The 23,793-nt window shown below is 73.5% G+C and carries 15 protein-coding genes and 2 pseudogenes; 3 read left to right on the forward strand and 14 right to left on the reverse strand.

All coding sequences use genetic code 11. The features are described 5' to 3' along the window. Positions 1-203: 203 nt before the first annotated feature. The 8 genes and pseudogenes from LUW75_RS05300 to LUW75_RS05335 all read right to left on the reverse strand — a co-directional run bounded on the left by LUW75_RS05300 (position 204) and on the right by LUW75_RS05335 (position 10,061). Entirely contained in the window at positions 204-1,559 is a 1,356-nt protein-coding gene (locus LUW75_RS05300) for a hypothetical protein (RefSeq protein WP_250334583.1), read from the reverse strand. 46 nt (positions 1,560-1,605) lie between these two features. Next, positions 1,606-3,206 (reverse strand): annotated as a pseudogene (gene cimA / locus LUW75_RS05305) (citramalate synthase). 572 nt (positions 3,207-3,778) lie between these two features. Beyond that, complete coding sequence (locus tag LUW75_RS05310) at positions 3,779-4,870, reverse strand: branched-chain amino acid aminotransferase (protein WP_250334584.1); 1,092 nt, start codon at positions 4,868-4,870, stop codon at positions 3,779-3,781. A 264-nt stretch (positions 4,871-5,134) separates the two neighbouring features. Next, a complete protein-coding gene (locus LUW75_RS05315) occupies positions 5,135-6,178 on the reverse strand; it encodes a 3-isopropylmalate dehydrogenase (protein WP_250334585.1) in 1,044 nt (347 codons plus the stop codon). Between the two features lie 112 nt (positions 6,179-6,290). Then, positions 6,291-6,434 carry a hypothetical protein gene (locus LUW75_RS05320; protein WP_250334586.1) on the reverse strand — a complete coding sequence of 48 codons (144 nt, stop codon included), beginning with the start codon at positions 6,432-6,434 and terminating at the stop codon, positions 6,291-6,293. 229 nt (positions 6,435-6,663) lie between these two features. Continuing rightward, positions 6,664-7,212 (reverse strand): GNAT family N-acetyltransferase, encoded by a 549-nt coding sequence (locus tag LUW75_RS05325; RefSeq protein WP_250334587.1) that lies wholly within the window; start codon positions 7,210-7,212, stop codon positions 6,664-6,666. Positions 7,213-7,446: 234 nt separating this feature from the next. Continuing rightward, the gene (pruA, locus tag LUW75_RS05330; protein WP_250334588.1) at positions 7,447-9,078 is read right to left on the reverse strand and encodes an L-glutamate gamma-semialdehyde dehydrogenase; all 1,632 of its coding nucleotides are present in this window, start codon (positions 9,076-9,078) and stop codon (positions 7,447-7,449) included. A gap of 56 nt (positions 9,079-9,134) precedes the next feature. After that, positions 9,135-10,061 (reverse strand): proline dehydrogenase family protein, encoded by a 927-nt coding sequence (locus LUW75_RS05335; RefSeq protein ID WP_250334589.1) that lies wholly within the window; start codon positions 10,059-10,061, stop codon positions 9,135-9,137. A gap of 183 nt (positions 10,062-10,244) precedes the next feature. Between LUW75_RS05335 and LUW75_RS05340 the strand changes: the two genes are divergently transcribed. Beyond that, a complete protein-coding gene (locus LUW75_RS05340; RefSeq protein WP_250334590.1) occupies positions 10,245-11,447 on the forward strand; it encodes a PucR family transcriptional regulator in 1,203 nt (400 codons plus the stop codon). Positions 11,448-11,636: 189 nt separating this feature from the next. Here LUW75_RS05340 and serA read toward each other — a convergent pair. The 6 genes and pseudogenes from serA to LUW75_RS05370 all read right to left on the reverse strand — a co-directional run bounded on the left by serA (position 11,637) and on the right by LUW75_RS05370 (position 21,471). Continuing rightward, a pseudogene (gene serA / locus LUW75_RS05345) lies at positions 11,637-13,225 on the reverse strand (phosphoglycerate dehydrogenase). A gap of 258 nt (positions 13,226-13,483) precedes the next feature. Beyond that, a complete protein-coding gene (gene ilvC / locus LUW75_RS05350) occupies positions 13,484-14,482 on the reverse strand; it encodes a ketol-acid reductoisomerase (RefSeq protein WP_250334591.1) in 999 nt (332 codons plus the stop codon). Between the two features lie 82 nt (positions 14,483-14,564). Next, positions 14,565-15,089 carry an acetolactate synthase small subunit gene (gene ilvN / locus LUW75_RS05355; RefSeq protein WP_168439028.1) on the reverse strand — a complete coding sequence of 175 codons (525 nt, stop codon included), beginning with the start codon at positions 15,087-15,089 and terminating at the stop codon, positions 14,565-14,567. Between the two features lie 22 nt (positions 15,090-15,111). Beyond that, positions 15,112-16,962, reverse strand: coding sequence for an acetolactate synthase large subunit (locus tag LUW75_RS05360; RefSeq protein WP_250334592.1), 1,851 nt, complete (start codon positions 16,960-16,962; stop codon positions 15,112-15,114). Between the two features lie 243 nt (positions 16,963-17,205). After that, complete coding sequence (locus tag LUW75_RS05365) at positions 17,206-20,070, reverse strand: putative bifunctional diguanylate cyclase/phosphodiesterase (RefSeq protein WP_250334593.1); 2,865 nt, start codon at positions 20,068-20,070, stop codon at positions 17,206-17,208. A 435-nt stretch (positions 20,071-20,505) separates the two neighbouring features. Beyond that, positions 20,506-21,471, reverse strand: coding sequence for a 2-hydroxyacid dehydrogenase (locus tag LUW75_RS05370; protein ID WP_250334594.1), 966 nt, complete (start codon positions 21,469-21,471; stop codon positions 20,506-20,508). 73 nt (positions 21,472-21,544) lie between these two features. Here LUW75_RS05370 and LUW75_RS05375 point away from each other — a divergent pair, with 73 nt between their 5' ends. Together LUW75_RS05375 and LUW75_RS05380 are read left to right on the forward strand one after the other, a co-directional pair. Continuing rightward, on the forward strand, positions 21,545-22,555 hold the full coding sequence (locus tag LUW75_RS05375) for an aldo/keto reductase (protein ID WP_250334595.1): 1,011 nt from the start codon (positions 21,545-21,547) through the stop codon (positions 22,553-22,555). Between the two features lie 91 nt (positions 22,556-22,646). Then, the gene (locus LUW75_RS05380; protein ID WP_250337554.1) at positions 22,647-23,792 is read left to right on the forward strand and encodes a PQQ-dependent sugar dehydrogenase; all 1,146 of its coding nucleotides are present in this window, start codon (positions 22,647-22,649) and stop codon (positions 23,790-23,792) included. The last annotated feature ends 1 nt before the right edge of the window (position 23,793 follow it).

The raw sequence follows: 23,793 nt of genomic DNA on the forward strand, positions 1-23,793 counted from the left end.
CGGACGGCGGCGGCGCGGCGGGAGGCGCCGACGTCACCGGATGGGCGTACGCCCGTCGGGGGGTCGGCGCCGCGGTCGGGGCGGGGCCCCGTGCGGCGGACACGGCGCCCGGGGCCGGTAGCGGTCACCGGTCACCCGCCGTCGGCCGCCGGCGCGGTCCGGCCGGAGTCCGCGCCCGTGGGGCGTGCGGCCCCGGCCGGGGGTCAGAACCCCCCGCCGAAGTCGCCGCCGCCCCCTCCGCCGAAGTCGCCGCCTCCGAAGTCACCGCCGCCGAAGTCGCCGCCGAAGTCCGATGGGTTGTAGTCCGCGCCCGAGAAGTCGCCGCCGGCGAAGGTGTCGTACCCGTCGCCGCCGTACTCGGCCGCGTAGACCGGGGTGGCGAGGGTGGTGCCGAGCATCGTGCCGACCAGGAGGCCCGGCAGGAGCGCGCCGCCGTAGTAGCCGCCGGCCCAGGGGCCGTACGCCGGGCCCGCCTCCCAGTAGGGGCGGGGACCCCACTCGGTGGCGACCTGGCGGGCCGCCGGGTCCCGGCCCGCCCTGACGCGGGCCTCGTCCTCCGCGCAGACCGGCACGTCGCGGGGGGTGCCTCCGTGCGGCGCCCACGGGACGTCGGCCACCGAGGGGCCGTGCCGGGGGTCGAAGAAGCAGGGTGCCCGCCGCTCGGGAAGCGGGCGGCCCTCGCGGCGGGCGGCGAGGACGGCCAGCGCGTGGCGGCCGTCCGCGAGCGCCTCGGTCACGCCCCGGACGTCGTGGGGGTGACTCGCCCCGGCCATGAGCCGTTTCGCCTCGTCGTACGCGTCGAGCGCGCGCTCGTAGTCGTGGCGCATCGCGTCGTCGGCGGCCGGGTCGGCGGGGTGGAAGTCGAGGCGGTCCAGCTCCTCGCCGTACGCGGTGATGTCCTCGTCGACGACGACGCGGAGCTTCTCCAGCGACTCCCGGTCCTCGGAGCGCCTGCGGTTGCGGCTGCGGACCGTCACCAGCGACACGCCCGCCGCCATCACCGCGAAGAGCACGCCGATGGTCACCAGGCCCCCGACCGGCGCCCCGTCGCCCGGCACGCCCGTCCACGAGGAGGGTGCCGAGCCGCGCACCTGCGGCAGGGACTGGTCGACGAAGGCGTTCAGCTCCGTCGCCGCGTCCACGCCCGGCCGGTGGACCGCCGACACGAGGTTCTCCACCGCCCGCGGCGCGAGCACCGACCGGTCGGCGCCCGCGTCGAAGGCGTCGCCGAGGCGGACGGCGTACACGCCCGTCACGCCCGTGAGGGTGCGGAGGTCGCGCAGGAGGGTCTCCTCCGGGAACTCCTCGGTGTCCGGCAGGACGGCCACCATGAGGGGCTTGTCCGCGTCGAGGATCCGCCGCTCCAGCGCCCGGGCCTCCCGCGGCGACAGCTCGCCGGCCGCCGCGGGGTGCACGTAGACGGGTCCCTGCCGGAGGGCCTCAGCCGCCTCCCTCACCCCGTCCGACGCCCTGGCGGCGGCAGCGGGGGCCAGGGCGAGGAGGAGCAGGAGCACCACGCCCGCCAGGGCCGACAGGAAAGAGAGGGGGTTTCTCCTCATACCATCGAAACTACCCCATATGGGTTTGTTCGCACCTTCCGGGGCGCTACTTCTCCGTCGGCCGCACGCCCGCCTTCAGCAGGCCGTACGTGTACGCGTCCACCAGCGCCTGCCAGGACGCCGCGATCACGTTGTCCGCGACGCCGACCGTCGACCACTCGGTGTCGCCGTCGCCGGTCGTGATCAGGACGCGGGTCGTGGACTCGGTGCCGTGGCGGCCCTCCAGGATGCGGACCTTGTAGTCGACCAGCTCGAACTTGGCCATCTGCGGGTGGATCCGCTCCAGGGCCGCCAGCAGCGCGCGGTCCAGGGCGTTCACCGGGCCGTTGCCCTCGGCGGTGGCGACGATGCGCTCGCCGCCCGCCCACACCTTCACCGTCGCCTCGTTGGCGTGGGAGCCGTCGGGGCGGTCCTCGACGATGGTCCGCCACGACTCCGTGCGGAAGAAGCGCAGGGGGTGCCCTTCGGCTTCTTCGCGCAGGAGGAGTTCGAAGGAGGCGTCGGCGGCCTCGTAGGTGTACCCCCGCAGCTCACGCTCCTTGACCCGCGCCACCACCCGCCCCACCAACTCCCGATCCCCACCCAACTCCACCCCCAACTCCCTGCCCTTCAACTCCACCGAAGCACGACCCGCCATGTCCGACACCAACATGCGCATCGTGTTGCCCACCCGCTCCGGATCCACATGCTGATACAGACCCGGATCCACCTTGACCGCCGAAGCGTGCAACCCCGCCTTGTGCGCGAAAGCCGACACCCCCACATACGGCCGATGCGCCGCAGGCGCGAGATTGACCACCTCCGCAACCGCATGGGAGATCCGCGTCATCTCCGCCAACGCCCCCACCGGCAACACCCTCCTGCCGTACTTCAACTCCAACGCCGCCACCACCGAGAACAGATCCGCATTACCCACCCGCTCCCCGTAACCGTTGGCGGTGCACTGCACATGACTGGCCCCCGCCTCCACCGCCGCCAGCGTATTGGCCACCGCACACCCCGCATCGTCCTGGGCATGAATCCCCACACGCACCCCACCGGCCACCACCCGCGAAACCACCCCGTGAACCTCCGACGGCAACATCCCGCCATTGGTGTCACACAACACCACCACCTCCGCACCCGCCCCCCACGCCGCATCCACCACCGACCGCGCATACGCCTCATTGCCCCGATACCCGTCGAAGAAGTGCTCACAGTCCACGAACACCCGCCGCCCCCGCTCCCGCAGATACGCCACCGTCTCCCGCACCATCGCCAAGTTCTCCTCCAACGTGGTCCGCAACGCCAGCTCCACATGCCGGTCATGCGCCTTGGCCACCAACGTCACCACCGAAGCACCCGACTCCACCAACGCCCCCACCTGCGGATCACTCTCCACCCGCACCCCCGGACGCCGCGTCGCACCGAACGCCACCAACCGGGCGTGACGCAACTCCACCTCCCGCGCCGCCCGCGCGAAGAACTCCGTATCCCGCGGATTGGCCCCCGGCCACCCCCCTCGACGAACCCCACCCCGAACTCATCCAGATACCGGGCGATACTCAACTTGTCCGCCACACTCAGACTGATCCCCTCCCGCTGAGCACCATCACGCAACGTCGTGTCGAAAACATGAAAACCGTCGTCGGGCTGGTCCGTGGTCATGGCCGTCCTGCTCCTGTCGGATGGGCTCCGCTGGCGTCCTCCCCCGCCCGCTCCGGGCCGTGGGTGGGGCCTGGGCGGAGGAATGGAATGAATTGATCCGTTCGTCCCCATTCTCGCGCGCTCGCCGCCGGCCCGTGGTGGGGCCCGGAAAACGAAAAGACCCCTCGCGGGTGCGAGAGGTCTGCGCGCGGGTCTGGGACACGGTGTCCGCTGCCGCGACGGGATGGTGCCGGGGTTCAGCGGTCACTGCGGACCGGCGCGCCGCTGCCGATAATCATCGGGTTTGCGAGCACGTGGGCAGTGTGCCACAAATGGGCCGCGCCGTGGTCACGGGTCTCACGATGTGGTCGCCTCCTGCGGGCGGCGCCCCTCCGGGCGTCTTCTCCCGGCGTTCGCCCACGGGCCGCCGCCTCCGCCGGGACGTCGGGCGCAGGCCGCCGGGGCCCTGGGGCGCGCGGCCCCCGTGGAGGGCGTACGCCTGCGGGAAGCGGGCGCGCCCGCCGCGGTCCGGGCCTCCCCGAGGGGGGCGGCCCGGACCGCGGCGGCTCCCGGGGCCCCCGGGTGCGGGGGGGTCAGACGACCCGGTGGGTCCAGCCGTGGGCGTCCTCGGCGGCGCCCGTCTGGATGTCCAGCAGGGCCCTGCGGAGCTTCAGGGTGACCTCGCCCGGCTGCCCGTCGCCCTGCGTCCACTCACCGCCGGCGGACTTGACCGTGCCGACCGGGGTGATCACCGCGGCCGTACCGCAGGCGAAGACCTCCGTCAGGGTGCCGTTCTCCGTGTCGCGGCGCCACTGGTCGGTGGAGATGCGGGCCTCCTCCGACTCGTAGCCGAGGTCGCGGGCGAGCCGGAGCAGGGAGTCGCGGGTGATGCCGGCCAGCAGGGACCCGGTCAGCTCCGGGGTGACGATCCTGTTCCCGTACACGAAGTACAGGTTCATGCCGCCCATCTCCTCGACCCACCTGTGCTCCAGCGCGTCGAGCCAGACGACCTGGTTGCAGCCCTTCTCCGTCGCCTCGGCCTGGGCCAGGAGGGAGGCGGCGTAGTTGCCGCCGGTCTTGGCGAAGCCCATGCCGCCGGGGACGGCGCGGACGTAGTTCTCCGACAGCCAGACCGAGACCGGCCTGACGCCGCCCGGGAAGTACGCGCCGGCGGGCGAGGCGATGACGATGAACAGGTACTCGTTGGCCGGCCGGACGCCCAGCCCGACCTCCGTGGCGATCATGAACGGGCGCAGGTAGAGGGACTCCTCGCCGCCGTGCGGCGGGACCCACTCCGCGTCCTGCCGGACCAGCGCGTCGCACGCGGCGACGAAGGTCTCCACGGGCAGCTCGGGCATGGCCAGGCGGCGGGCGGAGCGCTGGAAGCGCTCGGCGTTGGCCTCCGGGCGGAACAGCGAGATCGAGCCGTCGGGGCGGCGGTACGCCTTCAGCCCCTCGAAGATCTCCTGCGCGTAGTGCAGGGTCATGTTGGCGGGATCGATGGACAGCGGCGCGTACGGCGTGAGCTGCGCGTCGTGCCAGCCGCGGCCCTCCGTCCACCTGATGGTCACCATGTGGTCGGTGAAGTGGCGGCCGAAGCCGGGGTCGGCCAGGATCGCCTCGCGCCGAGCGGCGGACAGCGGGGTCGAGGAGGGCTTGAGCTCGATCGTCGTGGGCGTCGTCATGAGTGCTGTGTCCTTCACCGGTGTGTGTGGATCGGACCGCGCTCACGCCGCCGCTCCGGCCGCTGCCGCAGCTGGGACGTCCGAGCGGCACGCATACCGCGGCCCGTGGCCGATTATCGCCCCTGGGGGGTACGGCGGGGAAACGGGTGCGGCGCGGTCCGGGGTTCGATGGTGGCACCCGCGGTCGCGCAGGAGAAGCCGCCGGACGCTTCCGCGTCCCGGCGGCCGCGTCCCGGTGCCCCGCGCCCCGGTCGGCGCGGCGGGTCAGCCCGCCGCGCGTGCCGCGAGGGCGTCGCCGATCCCGTCCGTGGTGCGGGCGGCGGCGCCGGCCCGGTCGGCCAGGTCCGCGGCGACGGCCTCCTCGACGCGGGCGGCCTCGGCCCCGTACCCGAGGTGGCGGAGCAGCAGCGCGACGGAGAGGACGGTCGCGGTGGGGTCGGCCTCGCCCCGGCCCGCGATGTCGGGCGCGGAGCCGTGGACGGGTTCGAACATCGAGGGGAACGTGCCCGCCGGGTTGATGTTGCCGGACGCGGCCAGGCCGATGCCGCCGGTCACGGCGGCGGCGAGGTCGGTGAGGATGTCGCCGAAGAGGTTGTCGGTGACGACGACGTCGAACCGCTCGGGCCGTGTGACGAAGAAGATCGTCGCGGCGTCGACGTGCAGGTAGTCGGTGGTGACCCCCGGGTACTCCTCGCCGACCCGGTCGAAGACGCCCTTCCACAGGCGGCCCGCGTGGACGAGGACGTTGTCCTTGTGGACGAGCGTCAGCCTGCGGCGGGGGCGGGCCGCCGCCCGCTCGTACGCGTCGCGGACGACGCGCTCGACGCCGTACGCCGTGTTGACGCTGACCTCCGTGGCGACCTCGGCCGGCGTTCCGGTGCGCAGGCTGCCGCCGTTGCCGGTGTACGGGCCCTCGGTGCCCTCGCGCACGACGACGAAGTCGACCTCGGGACGGCCCGCGAGCGGGGTCTCGGTGTGCGGGAAGAGCTTGGACGGGCGGAGGTTCACGTAGTGGTCGAAGGCGAAGCGCAGCTTCAGCAGCAGCCCCCGCTCCAGCACGCCGGACGGCACGGACGGGTCTCCGACCGCTCCGAGGAGGATGGCGTCGTGGCCCTTGAGGGACTCCAGCTCCGCCTCGGGGAGGGTCTCCCCCGTGCGGTGCCAGCGCCGGGCGCCGAGGTCGTACTCCCGAATCTCCAGCTTCACGTCCTGCGGGAGGACCGCGCGGAGGACCTTGAGGCCCTGGGACACGACCTCCGGGCCGATGCCGTCACCGGGGATCACTGCGAGATCGAGGCTGCGAGACATGGCGACACCCTAACCTCCCATCCCACTGTCTGACACGATCCGTCCGCCATGCGGACGGATGGCGTGCGGGCCGGAGGCCGGGCGGCGGGGGGCCGCCGCCCGGAGGGGCCGGTCAGCGGCCGGTGGAACCGCCGTTGTCCCGGCGGTCCAGGGCGCGCTGGAGGGCGGCGGCGGCGTTCTCGCGGTCCGCCCCGGCGGGCCGGGCGCCCGTGTGGCGGACGCGGCGGACGCGGCGGGCCTCGGTGGTGGTGTTCATGACGGGGCTCCTCTGCAGGGCGGGTGCTGGTGAGGCGCCGGAAGGGGGCGGGGAGCGCTGCCGCAGGGGTGGCCTGCCGAGGGGCACCGCGCTCTGGTCCGCCGTTCGCTGATGGAGCGAGACGTTCGGCTCCCACCACGCTAGGTGAGCGCGCCGCCGATGTCTTCCCGATTACTCGGGCTTCCTACTATCTGAGACGGCGTGCCCGCCGGGCCGCCTCGCCGCGCGGTCACAGCACGTCGCCGTCCCTCCAGTCGAACTGCAGGGGCCCGCCCTCGGGTGCGGGCAGCGGACGCCCGGCGGCGGGGCGCAGGAACGTGCAGTCCTCCTCGTCCGCCAGGTGGGCCACCCCCCGCGGGCCGTACCCCTCGACGCGGCCGTTCCACAGGTGCCAGCCGCGCGAGCGGTAGAGCGCGGCGCCCTCGTCGGAGGCGGACAGGGCGCCGAAGTCGTACGCGCCGTCGACGACCTCCTCCAGCGCCGCCATCACCCGGCCGCCCAGCCCCTGGCGGCGGCGCTCCGCCCGCACGCCCACGGCCTCGACGTACCCGACGCGGTGGGCCCGCCCGGCGTGCACGGCGCGGCGCATGACGACGCTGCCGTGCGCGACGACCCGTCCGGCGGCGTCCTCGACGTAGGCGTGGACGCCGCCGAGGCCGTGCTCCCAGTCCTCCTCGCTCAGGTCGCCGTCGAAGGCGTCCTCGAGCGCGGCGCGGATCGCGGTGAGCACGGCCGGCTTCAACTCGTAGGTGTGGGCGGTGTGGAGGCGATCGCTCATACCGCCCACTGTGGCATCCCGCCCTCGGCGGCGGGCGCGATCAGGTACGCGTTCACGCCACGGGCGGCGGCCCCGGTCCGGTGCCGGGCCGCGCGCACCGGGCGGGGCGCCCGGCCGCCGCGGGGGAGCGCGGCCCTGTCCGGCGCCGGACCGGGGCGGAAGCGGCGCCGCCCCCGCCCGGCGCGGGGCCGGACGGGGGCGGTGCGGGGCGGCCCGTGCGGGCCGCGGGGGGCGTCAGCCCATGTGGGGGTAGCCGTACTCGGTCGGCGGGACCAGCGTCTCCTTGATGGCGCGGGTCAGCGTCCAGCGCATCAGGTTCTGCGGGGCGCCGGCCTTGTCGTTGGTGCCGGAGGCGCGGCCGCCGCCGAAGGGCTGCTGGCCGACGACGGCGCCGGTCGACTTGTCGTTGATGTAGAAGTTGCCCGCGGCGTACCGCAGCTTGTCCATCGTGTGCGCGACGGCGGCGCGGTCGTTGGCGATGACCGATCCGGTCAGCGCGTAGGCGGAGACCGACTCCATCTGCTCCAACATGGCCTCGTAGCGGTCGTCCTCGTAGACGTGCACGGCGAGGATCGGGCCGAAGTACTCCTCGCGGAAGACCTCGTTCTCCGGGTCGGTGCACTCGATCACGGTCGGGCGGACGAAGTAGCCGACCGAGTCGTCGTACGTGCCGCCCGCGACGATCGTGCAGGCCGGGTCGGCCTGGGCGCGGTCGATCGCGGCCTTGTTCTTGGCGAAGGCGCGCTCGTCGATGAGGGCGCCGATGAAGTTCGACAGGTCGGTGACGTCGCCCATCCTGATGCCGTCGACCTCGGCCGCGAACTCCTCCTTGAAGCCGGAGTTCCAGATCGAGGCGGGGACGTACGCGCGCGAGGTCGCCGAGCACTTCTGGCCCTGGTACTCGAAGGCGCCGCGGGTCAGCGCGGTCTTCAGGACGGCGCGGTCGGCGCTGGGGTGCGCGACGACGAAGTCCTTGCCGCCGGTCTCGCCGACGATCCGCGGGTAGGAGCGGTACTTCTCGATGTTGTTGCCGACGGTCTTCCACAGCTGGTGGAAGACCCTCGTCGAGCCGGTGAAGTGGATGCCGGCGAGCATCGGGTGCTCCAGGACCACCTCGGAGACGGCGGCACCGCTGCCCGTCACCAGGTTGATGACGCCCTTGGGCAGGCCGGCCTCCTCCAGCAGCTCCATGAGCAGCACGGCCGCGTGGGTCTGCGTCTGGGACGGCTTCCAGACGACGACGTTGCCCATCAGGGCCGGGGCGGTCGGCAGGTTGCCGGCGATCGCGGTGAAGTTGAACGGGGTGATCGCGTAGACGAAGCCCTCCAGCGGGCGGTGGTCCAGGCGGTTCCACACGCCGGGCGCGTTCGCCGGGGGCTGCTCGGCGAGCAGGTCGCGGGCGTACTTGACGTTGAAGCGCCAGAAGTCGACGAGTTCGCACGGGGTGTCGATCTCGGCCTGCTGGGCGGTCTTCGACTGGCCGAGCATGGTGGAGGCGGCCAGCGTCTCGCGCCAGGGCCCGGAGAGCAGTTCGGCGGCGCGCAGGAAGATCGCGGCGCGGTCGTCGAAGGACATGGCGCGCCAGGCCGGGGCGGCCGCCAGGGCGGCGTCCACGGCGTCCCGGGCGTCCTGCGGCGTGGCACCGGCGAAGGTGCCGAGGACCGCCCGGTGGTTGTGCGGCTGCACGACGTCCGTCCGCTCGCCGCCGCCCATGCGCTTGACGCCGCCGATGGTCATCGGCAGGTCGATCGGGTTCTCGGCCAGTTCCTTGAGCTTGGCCTCCAGCCGGGTGCGCTCGGGGGAACCCGGGGCGTAGCCGTGCACCGGCTCGTTGACCGGGGCGGGGACCTGGGTCACAGCGTCCATGGGTCTCGTAACTCCTTCGGTGAGGGTGTCGGGGGCGTGGCCCCGCAGGCTCCGGGTCAGTTCTTGGTGATCATCGAACGGGCGAAGAACAGCAGGTTGGCCGGCTTCTCGGCGAGGCGGCGCATGAAGTAGCCGTACCAGTCCGTCCCGTACGCGGTGTAGACCCGCATCCGGTGGCCCTCGGCGGCCAGCCGGACGTGCTCCTCGCTGCGGATGCCGTACAGCATCTGGAACTCGTACTCGTCCAGTTTGCGTCCCTGGCGGCGCGCCAGCTCCCGGGTGACGGCGATGAGCCGCGGGTCGTGCGTCCCGACCATGGGGTAGCCGTCGCCCGCCATGAGGGTCTTGAGGACGCGGACGTAGGCCCGGTCGATCTCCGCCCTGTCCTGGTACGCGACGGAGGCGGGCTCCTTGTAGGCGCCCTTCACCAGGCGGACGCGGCTGCCGCTCGCGGCGAGGCGGCGGACGTCCTCCTCGGTGCGGAAGAGATAGGCCTGGACGACGCAGCCGGTCTGCGGGAAGTCCTTCCGCAGCTCCTCGTGGACGGCGAACATCGAGTCGAGGGTGGTGTGGTCCTCGGCGTCCAGCGTGACGGTGGTGCCGATGGCGGCGGCCGCCTCGACGACGGGCCGGACGTTGGCGAGGGCCAGGTCGTGGCCGCCCTCCAGCGCCTGGCCGAACATCGACAGCTTGACGGACATCTCCGCCCTCCCGCCCAGCTCCAGCGGCTCCAGGCGGCGGACGAGCTCCAGGTAGGCGTCGCGGGCGGCGGCGGCCTGCCCGGGGGTGGTGATGTCCTCGCCGACCACGTCGAGGGTGACGTCGAGGCCCTTGCCCGTCAGGTCCGTGACGACGGGGATGACCTGGTCGACGGTCTCGCCGGGGATGAAGCGGTCGACGACCGGCCTGGTCACCGGGGCCGCCGACACGATGCGGCGCATCTTGTCGCTGCGCGAAGCGGCGAGGATCACGGGACCCAGCACGGGGCACCTCCACGAACAGGGGGCTGACAACGGGCAATGCGGCCGGAACCCGACGGGTGCGGAAACGACACGGGGAACCACCGTGAAACCTAAGGATCGCCCCGGGCGCGTGCCATCGACAGCTGTCACGCATCCGTGCCGCAGATCTCAGACAACTGTCTGAAAGGGTGGCAGACTGTCCGGGTGAAGGGCGACTACCAGGAACTGGTCGACGAGGTCTCGGCGCTCCTCGGCGCCCCGGCCACGCTGGAGAACCGGGATTTCGGCCTGATCGCCTTCGGCGCGCACGACGGCGAGGACCCCTCCGCCATGGACCCGGTCCGCACCCGGTCGATCCTCACCCGCAAGTCCACCCCCGCCGTGCGGGCCTGGTTCGAGGGGTTCGGCATCGCCCGCGCGACCGGCCCCGTGCGCATCCCCGCCGCGCCGGAGGCGGGCGTGTACCGCGACCGCCTCTGCCTGCCCGTGCGCCACCGGGGCGTCGTCCTGGGATACGTGTGGCTGCTCGACACCCCGCCCGGCCCGGCGCCGGAGCGGCTGGCCGCGGCCATGGAGGTGACCGACCGGATCGGGGCCCTGCTCGCCGGCGAGGAGCGGGCCGGCACCGATCTGTCGCGGGAGCTGCGCGCCGCGCTGACCGCGGAGCGGGAGTGGCGGTACGACCTGGCCCTGGCCGCGCTCCGCTCGGCGCTCGGACCGGACGCGGACGGGCTGCACGCCCTGGTGTGCGTCGCCCCGTGGCCGGAGGGCGGGGACCCCCCGGTCCGTACGGTCCCGGGCGCGGCCGCCCTGTGCACGGCGCCGTGGCCCGCGGCGTACGGCCGGGCGGCGGGGGGCGCCCCGACGCCCGGGGGCGGGCCGGCCGGGGACGGGCAGGTGCTGGGCGTCCTGGTCCGCCTCCGCTCCGCCGGGGCCCTCTCCCCCGCGCTGACGGCCGCCGCCCGGCTGTGCGACGCCGCGGGGCCGGGCGCCGCCGCCGGGGTGGCCGCCCCGCGACGGGGCCTGGCGGAGCTGGCCGCCGCCTGGACGGAGGCCGCGTCGGCGGCGCGGGCGGCGCTGGCCGAACCACGGCTGGGTCCGGTCACGCCCTGGGCGTCCGTCGGCCCCTACCGGCTGCTCACCGCGCTGCCCCCGGACGCCGCCCGCGACCCCGCGGTACGGCCGCTGCTGGACCGGGCGCACGCCGAGCTGGCCCGCACCGCCGAGGTCTTCCTCGACCACGCGGGGCAGGCGGGCCGCACGGCCGCGGCGCTCGGCGTCCACCGGCAGACGCTGTACTACCGGCTCTCCCGGGTCGAGCAGCTCACCGGGCTGGACCTCGACGACGGCGGGGAGCGGCTGCTGCTGCACATGGCTCTGAAGGCCCACCGGCTGCACGGGGTGTGAGCGCCCCGCGGAGGCGCCCGCCCCGGCCGCCCGGTACGGGGCGGGCGCCGCGGGCCGTGCGGCGCGCGAGGTCCGCGCCCGCGCCGGGCGGGCGAGGGCGCCCCCGGCGGGCGGCGCGCGGAACGGCCGTGCGGCGCGCGGCGCCCGCCCGCACGGGGGTGCGGGCGGGCGCCGGTGGGGCGGGGGCCGTCAGGTCAGGTCGACCGAGCGGACGGAGGTCGCGCCCACCTCGTCGGCCAGCTCCGCGAGGACCGGCTGCGGCACCGTGTCGTCGACGGTCAGGACCGCCAGCGCCTCGCCGCCCTCCTCGGCACGGGAGACCTGCATGCCGGCGATGTTCAGGCCGGCCTCGCCGAGGATCCGGCCGACCGTGCCGACGACACCGGGGCGGTCCTCGTAGCGCAGGACGACCATGTGGTCGGCGAGCGCGAGGTCCACGTCGAAGTCTCCGACGGCCACGATCTTCTGGAGGTGCCTGGGGCCGGCCAGCGTGCCGGACACGGCGACCTCCTCACCGCTGCCGAGCGTGCCCCGGACGGTGATGACGTTGCGGTGGTCGGGGGACTCGCTGCTCGTGGTGAGCCGCACCTCGACGCCGCGCTCCTGCGCGAACAGCGGGGCGTTGACGTACGAGACGGTCTCGTCGACGACGTCCTCGAAGACGCCCTTGAGGGCGGACAGCTCCAGCACCTTGACGTCGTGCTGGGTGATCTCGCCGTACACCTCGACGTCGAGGCGGACCGCGACCTCGCCGGCGAGGGCCGTGAAGATCCGGCCGAGGCGCTCGGCCAGCGGCAGGCCCGGCTTGACGTCCTCCGCGATGACCCCGCCCTGGACGTTCACCGCGTCGGGGACCAGTTCGCCGGCGAGGGCGAGGCGGACCGAGCGGGCGACGGCGATGCCCGCCTTCTCCTGCGCCTCGCCCGTGGACGCGCCGAGGTGCGGCGTGCAGACGACCTGGTCGAACTGGAACAGCGGCGAGTCCGTGCACGGCTCCTCGGCGTACACGTCGAGGCCGGCGCCGGCGACGCGGCCCTCCTTGAGCGCCGCGTGCAGCGCCCCTCGTCGACGATGCCGCCGCGCGCGGCGTTGACGATGCGGACGGTCGGCTTGACCTTGCGCAGCGCCTCGTCGCCGATGAGGCCGATCGTCTCGGGCGTCTTCGGCAGGTGGACGGTGATGAAGTCGGAGGTCTCCAGCAGCTCGTCCAGGGAGAGCAGCCTGACGCCCATCTGCGCGGCGCGGGCGGGCTGGACGTACGGGTCGTAGGCGACGACCCTCATGCCGAAGGCGGACATGCGCTGGGCGACCAGGACGCCGATGCGGCCGAGGCCGACGACGCCGAGGGTCTTCTCGCTCAGTTCGACGCCGGTGTACCTGCTGCGCTTCCACTCGCCGTTCTTCAGGGCGGCGTTGGCCTGCGGGATGTTGCGGGCCGTGGCGATCAGCAGGCCGCAGGCGAGCTCGGCGGCGGTGACGATGTTGGACGTGGGGGCGTTGACGACCATCACGCCGGCCTTGGTGGCGGCGGAGACGTCGACGTTGTCCAGGCCCACGCCGGCGCGGGCGACGACCCTGAGCCTCCGCGCGGCGGCGATGGCCTCGGCGTCGACCCTGGTGGCGGAGCGGACCAGGATGGCGTCGACGTCGGCGACGGCGGGGAGCAGCTCCTCCCGGTTCACGCCGTCGCAGTGCCTGATCTCGAAGTCGGGGCCGAGGGCGTCGACGGTGGCGGGCGACAGCTCTTCGGCGATGAGTACGACGGGTTTCGAGCTCACGTGAGGTCCTCACAAGTCCAGTGCGGACGGCCGTCCCGACGGCCGCAGGCGTTGGGGGGTGGCATGCCGCGTGGAAGACGCACGACGCTGTGGGCCTGACGCGTGTTGCTGTGCAGTGTAGTGGCGGCGGGGGCCGAGCGCCGTGTCCCTCCGCCGGATCACCCGCACGGGGCCGGGCACCGCGGACGGGCCCCCGGACGGGCGGGGAGGGAGGGGCGGCGGGGACGGGCGGTGCGCCCGTCCCCGCCGCCGGGAGGTTCACGCCTCGTCGTCCACCCAGCTCATGAGCTTGCGCAGCTCCTTGCCGGTGGTCTCCAGCAGGTGCTCGGAGTCCTGCTTCTTGTACTCCTCGTACTTCTTCAGGCCGCCGTGGTACTCGTCCATCCAGTTCTTGGCGAACGTGCCGTCCTGGATCTCGGAGAGGACCTTCCTCATCTCGGCCTTGGTGGCGTCCGTGACGACGCGCGGGCCCGTGACGTAGTCGCCCCACTCGGCGGTCTCGGAGACCGACCAGCGCATCTTCTCCAGGCCGCCCTCGTACATGAGGTCGACGATCAGCTTCAGCTCGTGCAGGCACTCGAAGTAGGCGATCTCCGGCTGGTAGCCGGCCTCGACCAGGGTCTCGAAGCCCGCCTTGACCAGTGCGGAGGCGCCGCCGCAGAGCACGGCCTGCTCGCCGAACAGGTCGGTCTCGGTCTCCTCGGTGAAGGTCGTCCTGATGACGCCCGCGCGCGTGCCGCCGATGGCCTTGGCGTACGAGAGGGCGAGGGCGAAGGCACCACCGGTGGCGTCCTGCTCGACGGCGGCGATCGCCGGGACGCCGCGGCCCTCCTCGTACTGGCGGCGGACCAGGTGGCCGGGGCCCTTCGGGGCGACCAGCGCGACGTCCACGCCGGCCGGGGGCTTGATGAAGCCGAAGCGGACGTTGAAGCCGTGGGCGAAGAACAGCGCGTCGCCGTCCCTCAGGTTGTCCCTGACGGACTCCTCGTAGACCCGGGCCTGGATCGGGTCCGGGATGAGGATCATGATCAGGTCGGCCTCGGCCGCGGCCTGTGCGGGGGTGACGACGCGCAGGCCCTGCTCCTCGGCCTTCGCCTTGGACGTGGAGCCCTCGTGCAGACCGACGCGGACGTCGACACCGGAGTCGCGCAGGGACAGCGCGTGGGCGTGGCCCTGGCTGCCGTAGCCGATCACCGCGACCTTGCGGCCCTGGATGATGGACAGGTCGGCGTCGTCGTCGTAGAACAGCTCGGCCACTGGGTTTCTCCTTGGATGGTCTGGTGGTGCGTCCCACCGTACGGCGGGGAGGGGTCGGGGAGTCGGGGTCTCGGCGCCCGGACTACGCCGAGCGGTCGAGGGCGCGCAGCGACCGGTCCGTGATGGACCGGGAGCCGCGCCCTATGGCGATCGTGCCGGACTGGACGAGCTCCTTGATGCCGAACTGCTCCAGCATCTTCAGCATCGCTTCGAGTTTGTCACTCGATCCGGTGGCCTCGATGGTGACCGCCTCGGGCGAGACGTCGACGGTCTTGGCGCGGAAGAGCTGGACGATCTCGACGACCTGGGAGCGGGTCTCGTTGTCGGCGCGGACCTTCACCAGGACGAGCTCGCGCTGGATCGCGGCGCCGGGCTCGAGTTCGACGATCTTCAGGACGTTGACCAGCTTGTTGAGCTGCTTGGTCACCTGCTCCAGCGGCAGGTCCTCGACATTGACCACGATGGTGATGCGGGAGATGTCGGGGTGCTCGGTGACGCCGACGGCGAGCGAGTCGATGTTGAAGCCGCGGCGGGAGAAGAGGGCGGCGATCCGGGCCAGGATGCCGGGGGTGTTCTCCACCAGGACGGAGAGGGTGTGCTTGGACATGGTTTCTCGGCTCAGCTCTCTCTCAGTCGTCTTCGCCGTCGCCGAAGTCGGGGCGGACGCCGCGGGCGGCCATGACCTCGTCGTTGGATGTGCCTGCGGCGACCATGGGCCACACCTGGGCGTCCTCGTGGACGATGAAGTCGACGACGACGGGGCGGTCGTTGACGGCGTTGGCCTCGGCGATGACCGCGTCCAGGTCCTCGGGGCGCTCGCAGCGCATCGCCACGCAGCCCATCGCCTCGGCCAGCTTCACGAAGTCCGGGACGCGGGTGCCGGCGCCGGGGTCCCCGGCGGACGGTTCCGGGCCGGAGCGCAGGACGGTGTTGGAGTAGCGCTGGTTGTAGAAGAGCGCCTGCCACTGGCGGACCATGCCGAGGGCGCCGTTGTTGATGATGGCGACCTTGATCGGGATGTTGTTCAGCGCGCAGGTGACCAACTCCTGGTTGGTCATCTGGAAGCAGCCGTCGCCGTCGATGGCCCAGACGGTGCGGTCCGGGACTCCGGCCTTGGCGCCCATGGCCGCCGGGACGGCGTAGCCCATGGTCCCGGCGCCGCCGGAGTTGAGCCAGGTGGCCGGCGTCTCGTAGTCGATGAAGTGGGCGGCCCACATCTGGTGCTGGCCGACGCCGGCCGCGAAGATCGTGCCCTCGGGCGCGAGCTGCCCGATGCGCCGGATGACCTGCTGGGGGGCGAGGCTGCCGTCCTCCGGCTGGTCGTAGCCGAGGGGGTAGGTCTCGCGCCAGCGGTTGAGGTCCTTCCACCAGGCGCCGTAGTCCCCGGTGCGGCCTGCGGTGCGCTCCGCCTGGACGGCCTGGACCAGGTCGGCGATGACCTCGCGGGCGTCGCCGACGATCGGCACGTCGGCGGCGCGGTTCTTGCCGATCTCGGCCGGGTCGATGTCGGCGTGGACGACCTTGGCGTACGGGGCGAAGCTGTCCAGCCTGCCGGTGACGCGGTCGTCGAAGCGGGCGCCCAGCGCGACGATCAGGTCGGCCTTCTGCAGCGCCGTGACGGCGGTGACGGAGCCGTGCATGCCGGGCATGCCGACGTGCTGCGGGTGGGTGTCGGGAAAGGCGCCGAGGGCCATCAGCGTGGTGGTGACGGGGGCGCCGGTCAGCTCGGCGAGGATCTTCAGCTCCGCGGTGGCGCGGGCCTTCAGGACGCCGCCGCCGACGTAGAGGACCGGGCGCCTGGCGGAGGTGATCAGCCTGGCGGCCTCGCGGATCTGCTTGGCGTGCGGCTTGGTGACCGGGCGGTAGCCGGGCAGGTCCGTCTGCGGGGGCCAGCTGAAGGTGGTCTTCGCCTGGAGGGCGTCCTTGGAGATGTCGACCAGGACGGGGCCCGGACGGCCGGTGGAGGCAATGTGGAAGGCCTCGGCGATGGTCCTCGGGATGTCGTCGGCGCGGGTGACCAGGAAGTTGTGCTTGGTGATCGGCATGGTGATGCCGCAGATGTCGGCTTCCTGGAAGGCGTCGGTGCCGATCGCCTTGGAGGCGACCTGGCCGGTGATCGCGACGAGCGGGACGGAGTCCATGTGGGCGTCGGCGATCGGGGTGACCAGGTTGGTGGCGCCGGGGCCGGAGGTGGCCATGCAGACGCCGACCTTGCCGGTGGCCTGGGCGTAGCCGGTCGCGGCGTGGCCGGCGCCCTGCTCGTGGCGGACCAGGACGTGCCGGACCCTGACGGAGTCCATCATCGGGTCGTAGGCGGGCAGGATCGCGCCGCCGGGGATGCCGAACACCGTCTCGGCCCCGACTTCCTCGAGGGAGCGGATCAGGGACTGGGCACCCGTGACGTGCTCAGCGGTGGCGGAGGGCTGTCCGCCGGAACGGGGCCGCGGCTGCGGGTGGGCCCCGGTGGCCTGCTCGGTCATCGGCATTCTCTTCTCGAAGCTGAGGGTTTTGACGAGAGTTTTCGGCGGGTCTGTCGGTGTCTGTCAGAGTGTGTCGCGAGGTGCCCGTGCAACAAAAAACCCCTCGTGCCGTGAGGCAAGCGAGGGGAGCGCGCCGGTGGAGGATCCGCAGGGCCGTGGAGGACCCGCTCAGCCGGCGCGCTTTCCGATTACGAGAATTCGGGTGCGCATGGCTCCGACCCTCCACCCAGCGCACTGCCGGTGTCAAGTGGGTGGGACGCGAGTCTCATTATGTGAACACATCGGCGGGAGAGAACGGGACGGGAGCGCCTGGGTGGGGACCGCTCCGCCGGCGAGGACCGGCAGGGGCGCCTTGCCCGGGACCGGGAAGACGCCGCGCACCAGGGCCCGGTGGAGCCGGTGTTCCTCGAGCGACCCGGAGAAGACCGTCCCCCGCGCGTGCGTGCAGCCCATGGACCGCAGGGCGCGGGCCTGGTCCGGTACGTCGACGCCTTCGGCGACGGTCTGGAGGCCGAGGTCGCCGGCGATCCTGAGCAGCCCGCCGGTGATCTTGTGGAGTCTGGGGGACTCGGCCACCCCCTCCACGAGGCCCCGGTCCAGTCTCAGGATGTCGACCGGGAGCCGCCGGAGGGCGTTGATCGCGGCGTGTCCGCCGCCGAAGCCGTCGAGGGCGACGCGGACGCCGAGCCGGCGGAGGGCGACCAGTCGCTGCTCCAGCTCGTCGGAGGAGAGGCACGGGTCGCTGTCGGCCAGTTCGACGACGAGTGCGCCGGCGGGCAGGCGGTGCCGGGCGAGGAGGGTCTCGACCGCGCCGAGCGGTCCGGACCGGTCGAGGAGGCGGCGGGCGGGCACACGGACGCAGACGGGGACGCGATGGCCCCGGCGGTGGCGTTCGGCGGCCTGCGCGACGGCCTCCTCCAGCATCCAGTGGCCGAGTTCGGCGCCGCGCTCCCCGGCGCCGTCCGCGACGCGGAGGAACTCCGCGGGGCTGAACAGGATGCCCTGGGCGGAGCGCCAGCGGGCCTGCGCGGCGACGGCGGCGATCCGGCCCGTGGCCAGTTCCACCACGGGCTGGTGGAGGAGGACGAACTCCCCGTCGTGCGGTGCGGTGCGCGACCGGGCGGCCGACTCCGCGCGGCGGACGGCCTCGACCCGCATCTGGGGCGCGTACAGCTCGACGCGGTTCTTGCCGCCGGCCTTGGCGCGGTACATGGCCAGGTCGGCGTTGCGCAGGAGGTCGCCGGCGGTGATGCCGGGCTCGGCGAAGGCGACGCCGATGGAGGCGGCGACGCGGGCCTCGGCCCCCTCGATCCGGTACGGCTGGGAGAGCGCGAGGCGGAGCCGGTCGGCGATCTCGTGGATCCGGAGCTCCCGGGCGGCGGGGTCGTGCCCGGTGCCCCCGGCGATGAGGGCGGCGAACTCGTCGCCGCCGAGCCGGGCGGCCGTGTCCCCGGAGCGCACGGAGTCCTGGAGGCGGCGGGCGACCTGGACCAGCAGTTCGTCGCCGGCCTGGTGGCCGAGGCGGTCGTTGACGCCCTTGAAGCCGTCGAGGTCGATGAAGAGCACGGCCGCGCCGGAGTCTCCGGAGCGGCGTCCGCCGAGGGCCTGCCGTACGCGCCGAGTGAACAGCGCGCGGTTGGGCAGGTCGGTGAGCGGGTCGTGTTCGGCGTTGTGCTGGAGCTGGGCCTGGAGGCGGACGCGCTCGGTGACGTCCCGGCTGTTGAAGATCAGGCCGCCCTGGTGGCGGTTGACGGTGGACTCGACGTTGAGCCATTCGCCCGTACCGGACCTGAAGCGGCACTCGATGCGCGTGGTGGGCTCCTCGGACGGCGGGGCGGCGAGGAACCTGCGCACCTCGTGGACGACGCCGCCGAGGTCGTCGGGGTGGATGAGGGCGGTCAGCTCCGTGCCCACGAGCTCCTCGGCCTCCCGTCCGTACACGCCGGACGCGGCGGGGCTGACGTAGTGGAGGACGCCGCTGGGCGCGGCGATCATGATGACGTCGCTGGAGCTCTGGACCAGGGACCTGAAGTGGTTCTCCTTCTGGGCCAGTTCCTGGGCGAGCGCGATGTTGTCGAGCAGCATGATGCCCTGGCGGACGACCAGGGCGAGCACGACCGTGCAGCCGGTGAGGACGACGAAGCGGTCCACACGACGGCCCTCGACGAAGAAGTACAGGATGCTGAGGGTGCAGACCCCGGCCGCGAGGTACGGCGCGAGCGCGGTGAGCGAGCCGGCGATGGTGCGGCCAGGGGGGCGCTGCGCGCGCTCCGGGGGCGGCGTCCCGGCCGTCCTGTGCGCGCTCCAGGGGGCGTAGGCGAGGAGCAGGGAGCCCGTGAACCAGCCGGCGTCGAGGAGCTGTCCCGAGCGGTACGTGTCCCGCATCAGCGGCGAGGTGAACAGGGCGTCGCACAGCACGGTGAGAGCGAGTGCGGCGACGGCGGTGCGGACCGCCGAGTAGTTGGCTCTGGAGTGGCGGAAGTGCAGGGCGAGGAGCATGCTCACGAGGACGATGTCGAGGAGCGGATAGGCCAGGGAGAGGGCCGCGCGGGCGACGCTCTCGCCGTCGAAGCGGGCCGTGTGGGCCAGGGCGAGGCTCCAGGACAGCGTGAGCAGCGAGCCGGCGATCAGCCAGGAGTCCAGTACGAGGCAGACCCATCTGGCGCGGGTGACGGGGCGCTTGGCGAGGACGAGCAGGGCGATGATCAACGGGGGTGCGAAGAGCAGGAAGAACAGGTCGGCGAGGGAGGGGTCGGGCACCGGTCGGTGGAGTACCACCTCGTACCACCCCCAGACGGCGTTGCCGCAGGCGGCCATGGCGGAGGACAGCGCGAACAGCAGCCATGCCGGGCGGAAGGGACCGCGGTGGGCCCGGGCGCAACGGAAGCACGAGACCGCGGCGGCCAGGGCGGCGGCGCTCAGCCCGAAATCGCCCATGACCATCGCCAGCCCCTCGGTTCCCCAGCCGAACAGGGCCCCCGTGGCGTAGCCGCCGCAGAGGAGGACGAGGAGCAGCCTCCCCCTCGTGCCGTCCCTGACGCCGGAAGGGCCGCAGAGCGCGCCGCCGGTCGCCGGCGCGCGGTCGGCGACGGCGCCGGGGGCGCTCATCGGCATGCTCCCATCCGGAGGGTTTCCGTCCGGAATCTTTCGGTCGGGAGGGGTCCGGCCCGGAAGGTCCGGCCGCCCCGCCGCTTCGGATCGTCGCTGCATCGACCGCGCATCGCCCGTCGCCCCCCTCGGATTCTGATCGGCAATCACGTCGGCATCACGTCTTCCCCGGTGCCGGTCCTCATGTCCGACGTGCCCCCGCGTCGCGACGATACACCAGGATCGTCACACAGCGACAGGGGCTTTATACGCTGCGTAACGATCGAGTCGGCTATACGTACGCACTGCACCCGAATCGCTCCGGATCGTATCGGTCCGGGCGTACCGGCGGTGCGGGTGGAGCGCACCGGTACGTTCCGCCGGGGCGGGACGGTGGAACATGCCGCTGGCACGCGCCGGGGGTGGTTGCCCAGGAGGTGTGCCGGACGGCGTGATCTAACCGGTGGTCAGGACGACGTTGCACAGCGGCTCCCCGGCCGCGAAACGGGTGAGCTGATCGGCGACCAGCCGCTTGGCGCGAGGCGTGAACGCCGAGGTGGAGCCGCCGACATGGGGGCTGATCAGCACACCGGGCGCGTGCCAGAGCGGGTGCCCGGCCGGCAGCGGCTCGGGGTCGGTGACGTCCAGGGCGGCGGTGAGGCGGCCCCCCTCGACCTCCGCGAGGAGGGCTCCGGTGTCCACGACGGGGCCGCGGGCGACGTTGACGAGCAGCGCGCCGTCCCTCATGCGGGACAGGAAGCGGGCGTCGGCGAGGCCTCGGGTCTCCTCGGTGAGCGGGGTCGACAGGATCACCACGTCCGCCTCGGGGAGGAGATCGCGCAGATCGGTGAGTGCGTGCACGGGGCCGCGCGCGGTGGTGCGGGCGGAGCGCGCGACCCGAGCGACCCGCGCGCACTCGAAGGGTGCGAGCCGGTCCTCGACGGCGGCGCCGATCGCCCCGTACCCGACGATCAGCACGGACTTGTCGGCGAGCGCCGGGTAGAAGCCGTCCCGCCACTCCTCGCGGTCCTGGCCCCGGACGAACCCGGGGATGCCGCGCAGCGACGCCAGCACCAGCGCCAGGGCGAGCTCCGCCGTGCTCGCCTCGTGGACCCCCCGGGCGTTGCACAGCACCACGCCCGGCGGCACGTCGGGGAGGCCCGGCGTCACGTGGTCGACGCCGGCGGTCAGGGTCTGGACGACCCGCAGCGAGGTCATCGCGGCGAGCGGGCGCACCGCGACCTCCGTGCCCTTCATGTACGGGACGACGTAGAAGGCGCAGCGGGCCGGGTCGGCCGGGAGGTCGGGGCCGCCGTCCCAGAAGCGGTAGGCGAGCCCGGCCGCGGACGGGTCCGGGAGGCCCTCGATCCCGTCGGCGGGCACGGGCAGCCACACGTCGGCGGTCGCATCGGCAGCGGTCATGCCAGGAGGCTAAGCGAAGACGGCGGCCCCCCATTGGTTAGTTTTGGTGGGCTGCACAGGGAGGTACGGGGAGTTGGAGCGCAGGACACTCGGGGCGACCGGGCTCGACGTGGGGGCGGTCGGCCTCGGCTGCATGCCGATGAGCTGGGCGTACAGCGCCTCCCAGCAGCGCGGCGACCGCTCGCTGCGCGCCGTGCACGCCGCGCTCGACGCGGGGGTGAGCCTGCTCGACACCGCCGACATGTACGGGCCGTTCACCAACGAGCTGCTGCTGGGCCGGGTGCTGAGGGAGCGGCGCGCGGACGCGTTCGTCGCGACCAAGTGCGGGCTCCTGGTGGGCGACGGGCACATCGTGGCCGACGGGCGCCCCTCGTACGTGCGCCGGGCCTGCGACGCGTCGCTGCGGCGGCTCCAGACGGACGTGATCGACCTGTACCAGCTGCACCGGCCCGACCCGGAGGTGCCGGTCGAGGAGACCTGGGGAGCCATGGCGGAGCTGGTGACCGCCGGGAAGGTGCGCGCGCTGGGGTGGTGCGCGGTGGGGGTGCGCGGGACGCGGCGCGGGGCTCCGTACGACCTGTACGACGGAACGGTTCGCCGGCTGGAGCGCGTCCAGCAGGTGTTCCCGGTGAGCACCGTGCAGGCGGAGCTGTCCGTGTGGTCGCCGGAGGCGCTGGCGCGGCTGCTGCCGTGGTGCGCGGCGCGCGGCGTGGGGTTCCTCGCGGCGATGCCGCTGGGCAGCGGCTTCCTGACCGGGACGCTGACCCCGGGCGGCGGGTTCGAGCCGGACGACCCGCGGGCCCGGCATCCGCGGTTCACCGCCGAGATGATGGCCGCGAACCAGCCGCTGGTCGCCGGGTTGCGCCGGGTGGCCGAGCGGCACGGCGGGGCGGCGTCCGGGGTGACGCCGGCTCAGGTGGCGCTGGCCTGGACCCTGGCGCAGGGCCGGCACGTCGTCCCGGTTCCGGGGACGAAGCGGGAGCGCTGGGCGGTGGAGAACGCGCGCGCGGCCGGCCTGGCGCTGACCCCGCGGGACCTCGCGGAGATCGCGGCGCTCCCGCCGGCGCGGGGCTCCTGGGACTGAGGCGCTCGGGCCGGGGCGGGGCGCCTAGGCTGGGCGGGACGGGCTCCACCCAGCCGCCGGGGAAGGAACGAAGAACGTGCGACGTCCTGTTGTGAGGGCCGTGTCGGCCGCTGCCGCTCTGCTGCTGGCGACCGGGTGCTCGGAGGGCGGGGGGAACGGCCCCGCGGGCCCCGCGGCCGGCACCCCGACCCGCCCCGCCGCGTCCTCGCCCTCGCCGTCCCCCTCCGTCACCGCGCCGCCCGCGAAGGGCTCCGTGCGCGTCGTGTCCACGGTCGCCCGGGGGCTGAGGTCCCCGTGGGGGCTGGCCGCGCTCCCGGGCGGCGACCTGCTGGTCTCCTCGCGCGACGAGGGGACCGTCACGCGCGTCGACGCCGAGACCGGCGGGCTGACGGTGCTCGGCGAGGTGCCGGGGGTGGCGCCCGGCGGGGAGGGCGGCCTGCTGGGCATCGCCCTGTCCCCGAAGTTCGCCGAGGACCACCTGGTCTACGCGTACTTCACCACCGAGTCCGACAACCGCATCGCCCGCATGCTGTACGACGAGGGCCGGCCGGCCGGGCAGCAGCTGGGCGCGCCCGACACGGTCCTGCGGGGCATTCCGAAGGGCGTCGTCCACAACGGCGGCCGGATCGCGTTCGGCCCGGACGGGATGCTGTACGCGGGCACCGGCGAGACGGGGGAGACGGGGCTGGCGCAGGACAGGGCCTCGCTGGGCGGCAAGATCCTGCGGATGACCCCGGACGGGCAGCCCGTGCACGGGAACCCGGAGGCGGACTCGGTCGTGTACTCGTACGGGCACCGCAACGTCCAGGGCCTCGCGTGGGACGCCGGCAAGCGGCTGTGGGCCGCCGAGTTCGGGCAGGACACCTGGGACGAGCTGAACCTGATCAGGCCCGGCGGGGACTACGGCTGGCCCGGAACCGAGGGCAGGGGCGGCGGGGACGGCTCCGTCGAGCCGGTCGCCCAGTGGCCGGTGGCCGACGCCTCGCCGAGCGGCATCGCCGTCGTACGCGGCTCGGTGTGGATGGCCGGGCTGCGGGGCGAGCGGCTGTGGCGGGTCCCGCTGTCCGGCGAGAAGGCGTCGGCGGCGCCCCAGGCGTTCCTGGAGGGCGCCCACGGCCGGCTGCGCACGGTGGCGGCGGCGGGCGGGAACCGGCTGTGGCTGGTCACCAGCGAGACCGACGGACGCGGCACGCCGGAGGCCGGCGACGACCGGATCCTCCTGCTGGAGGTGGAGTGAG

It is taken from the genome of Streptomyces sp. MRC013 (assembly GCF_023614235.1).
Lineage (GTDB): Bacteria > Actinomycetota > Actinomycetes > Streptomycetales > Streptomycetaceae > Streptomyces.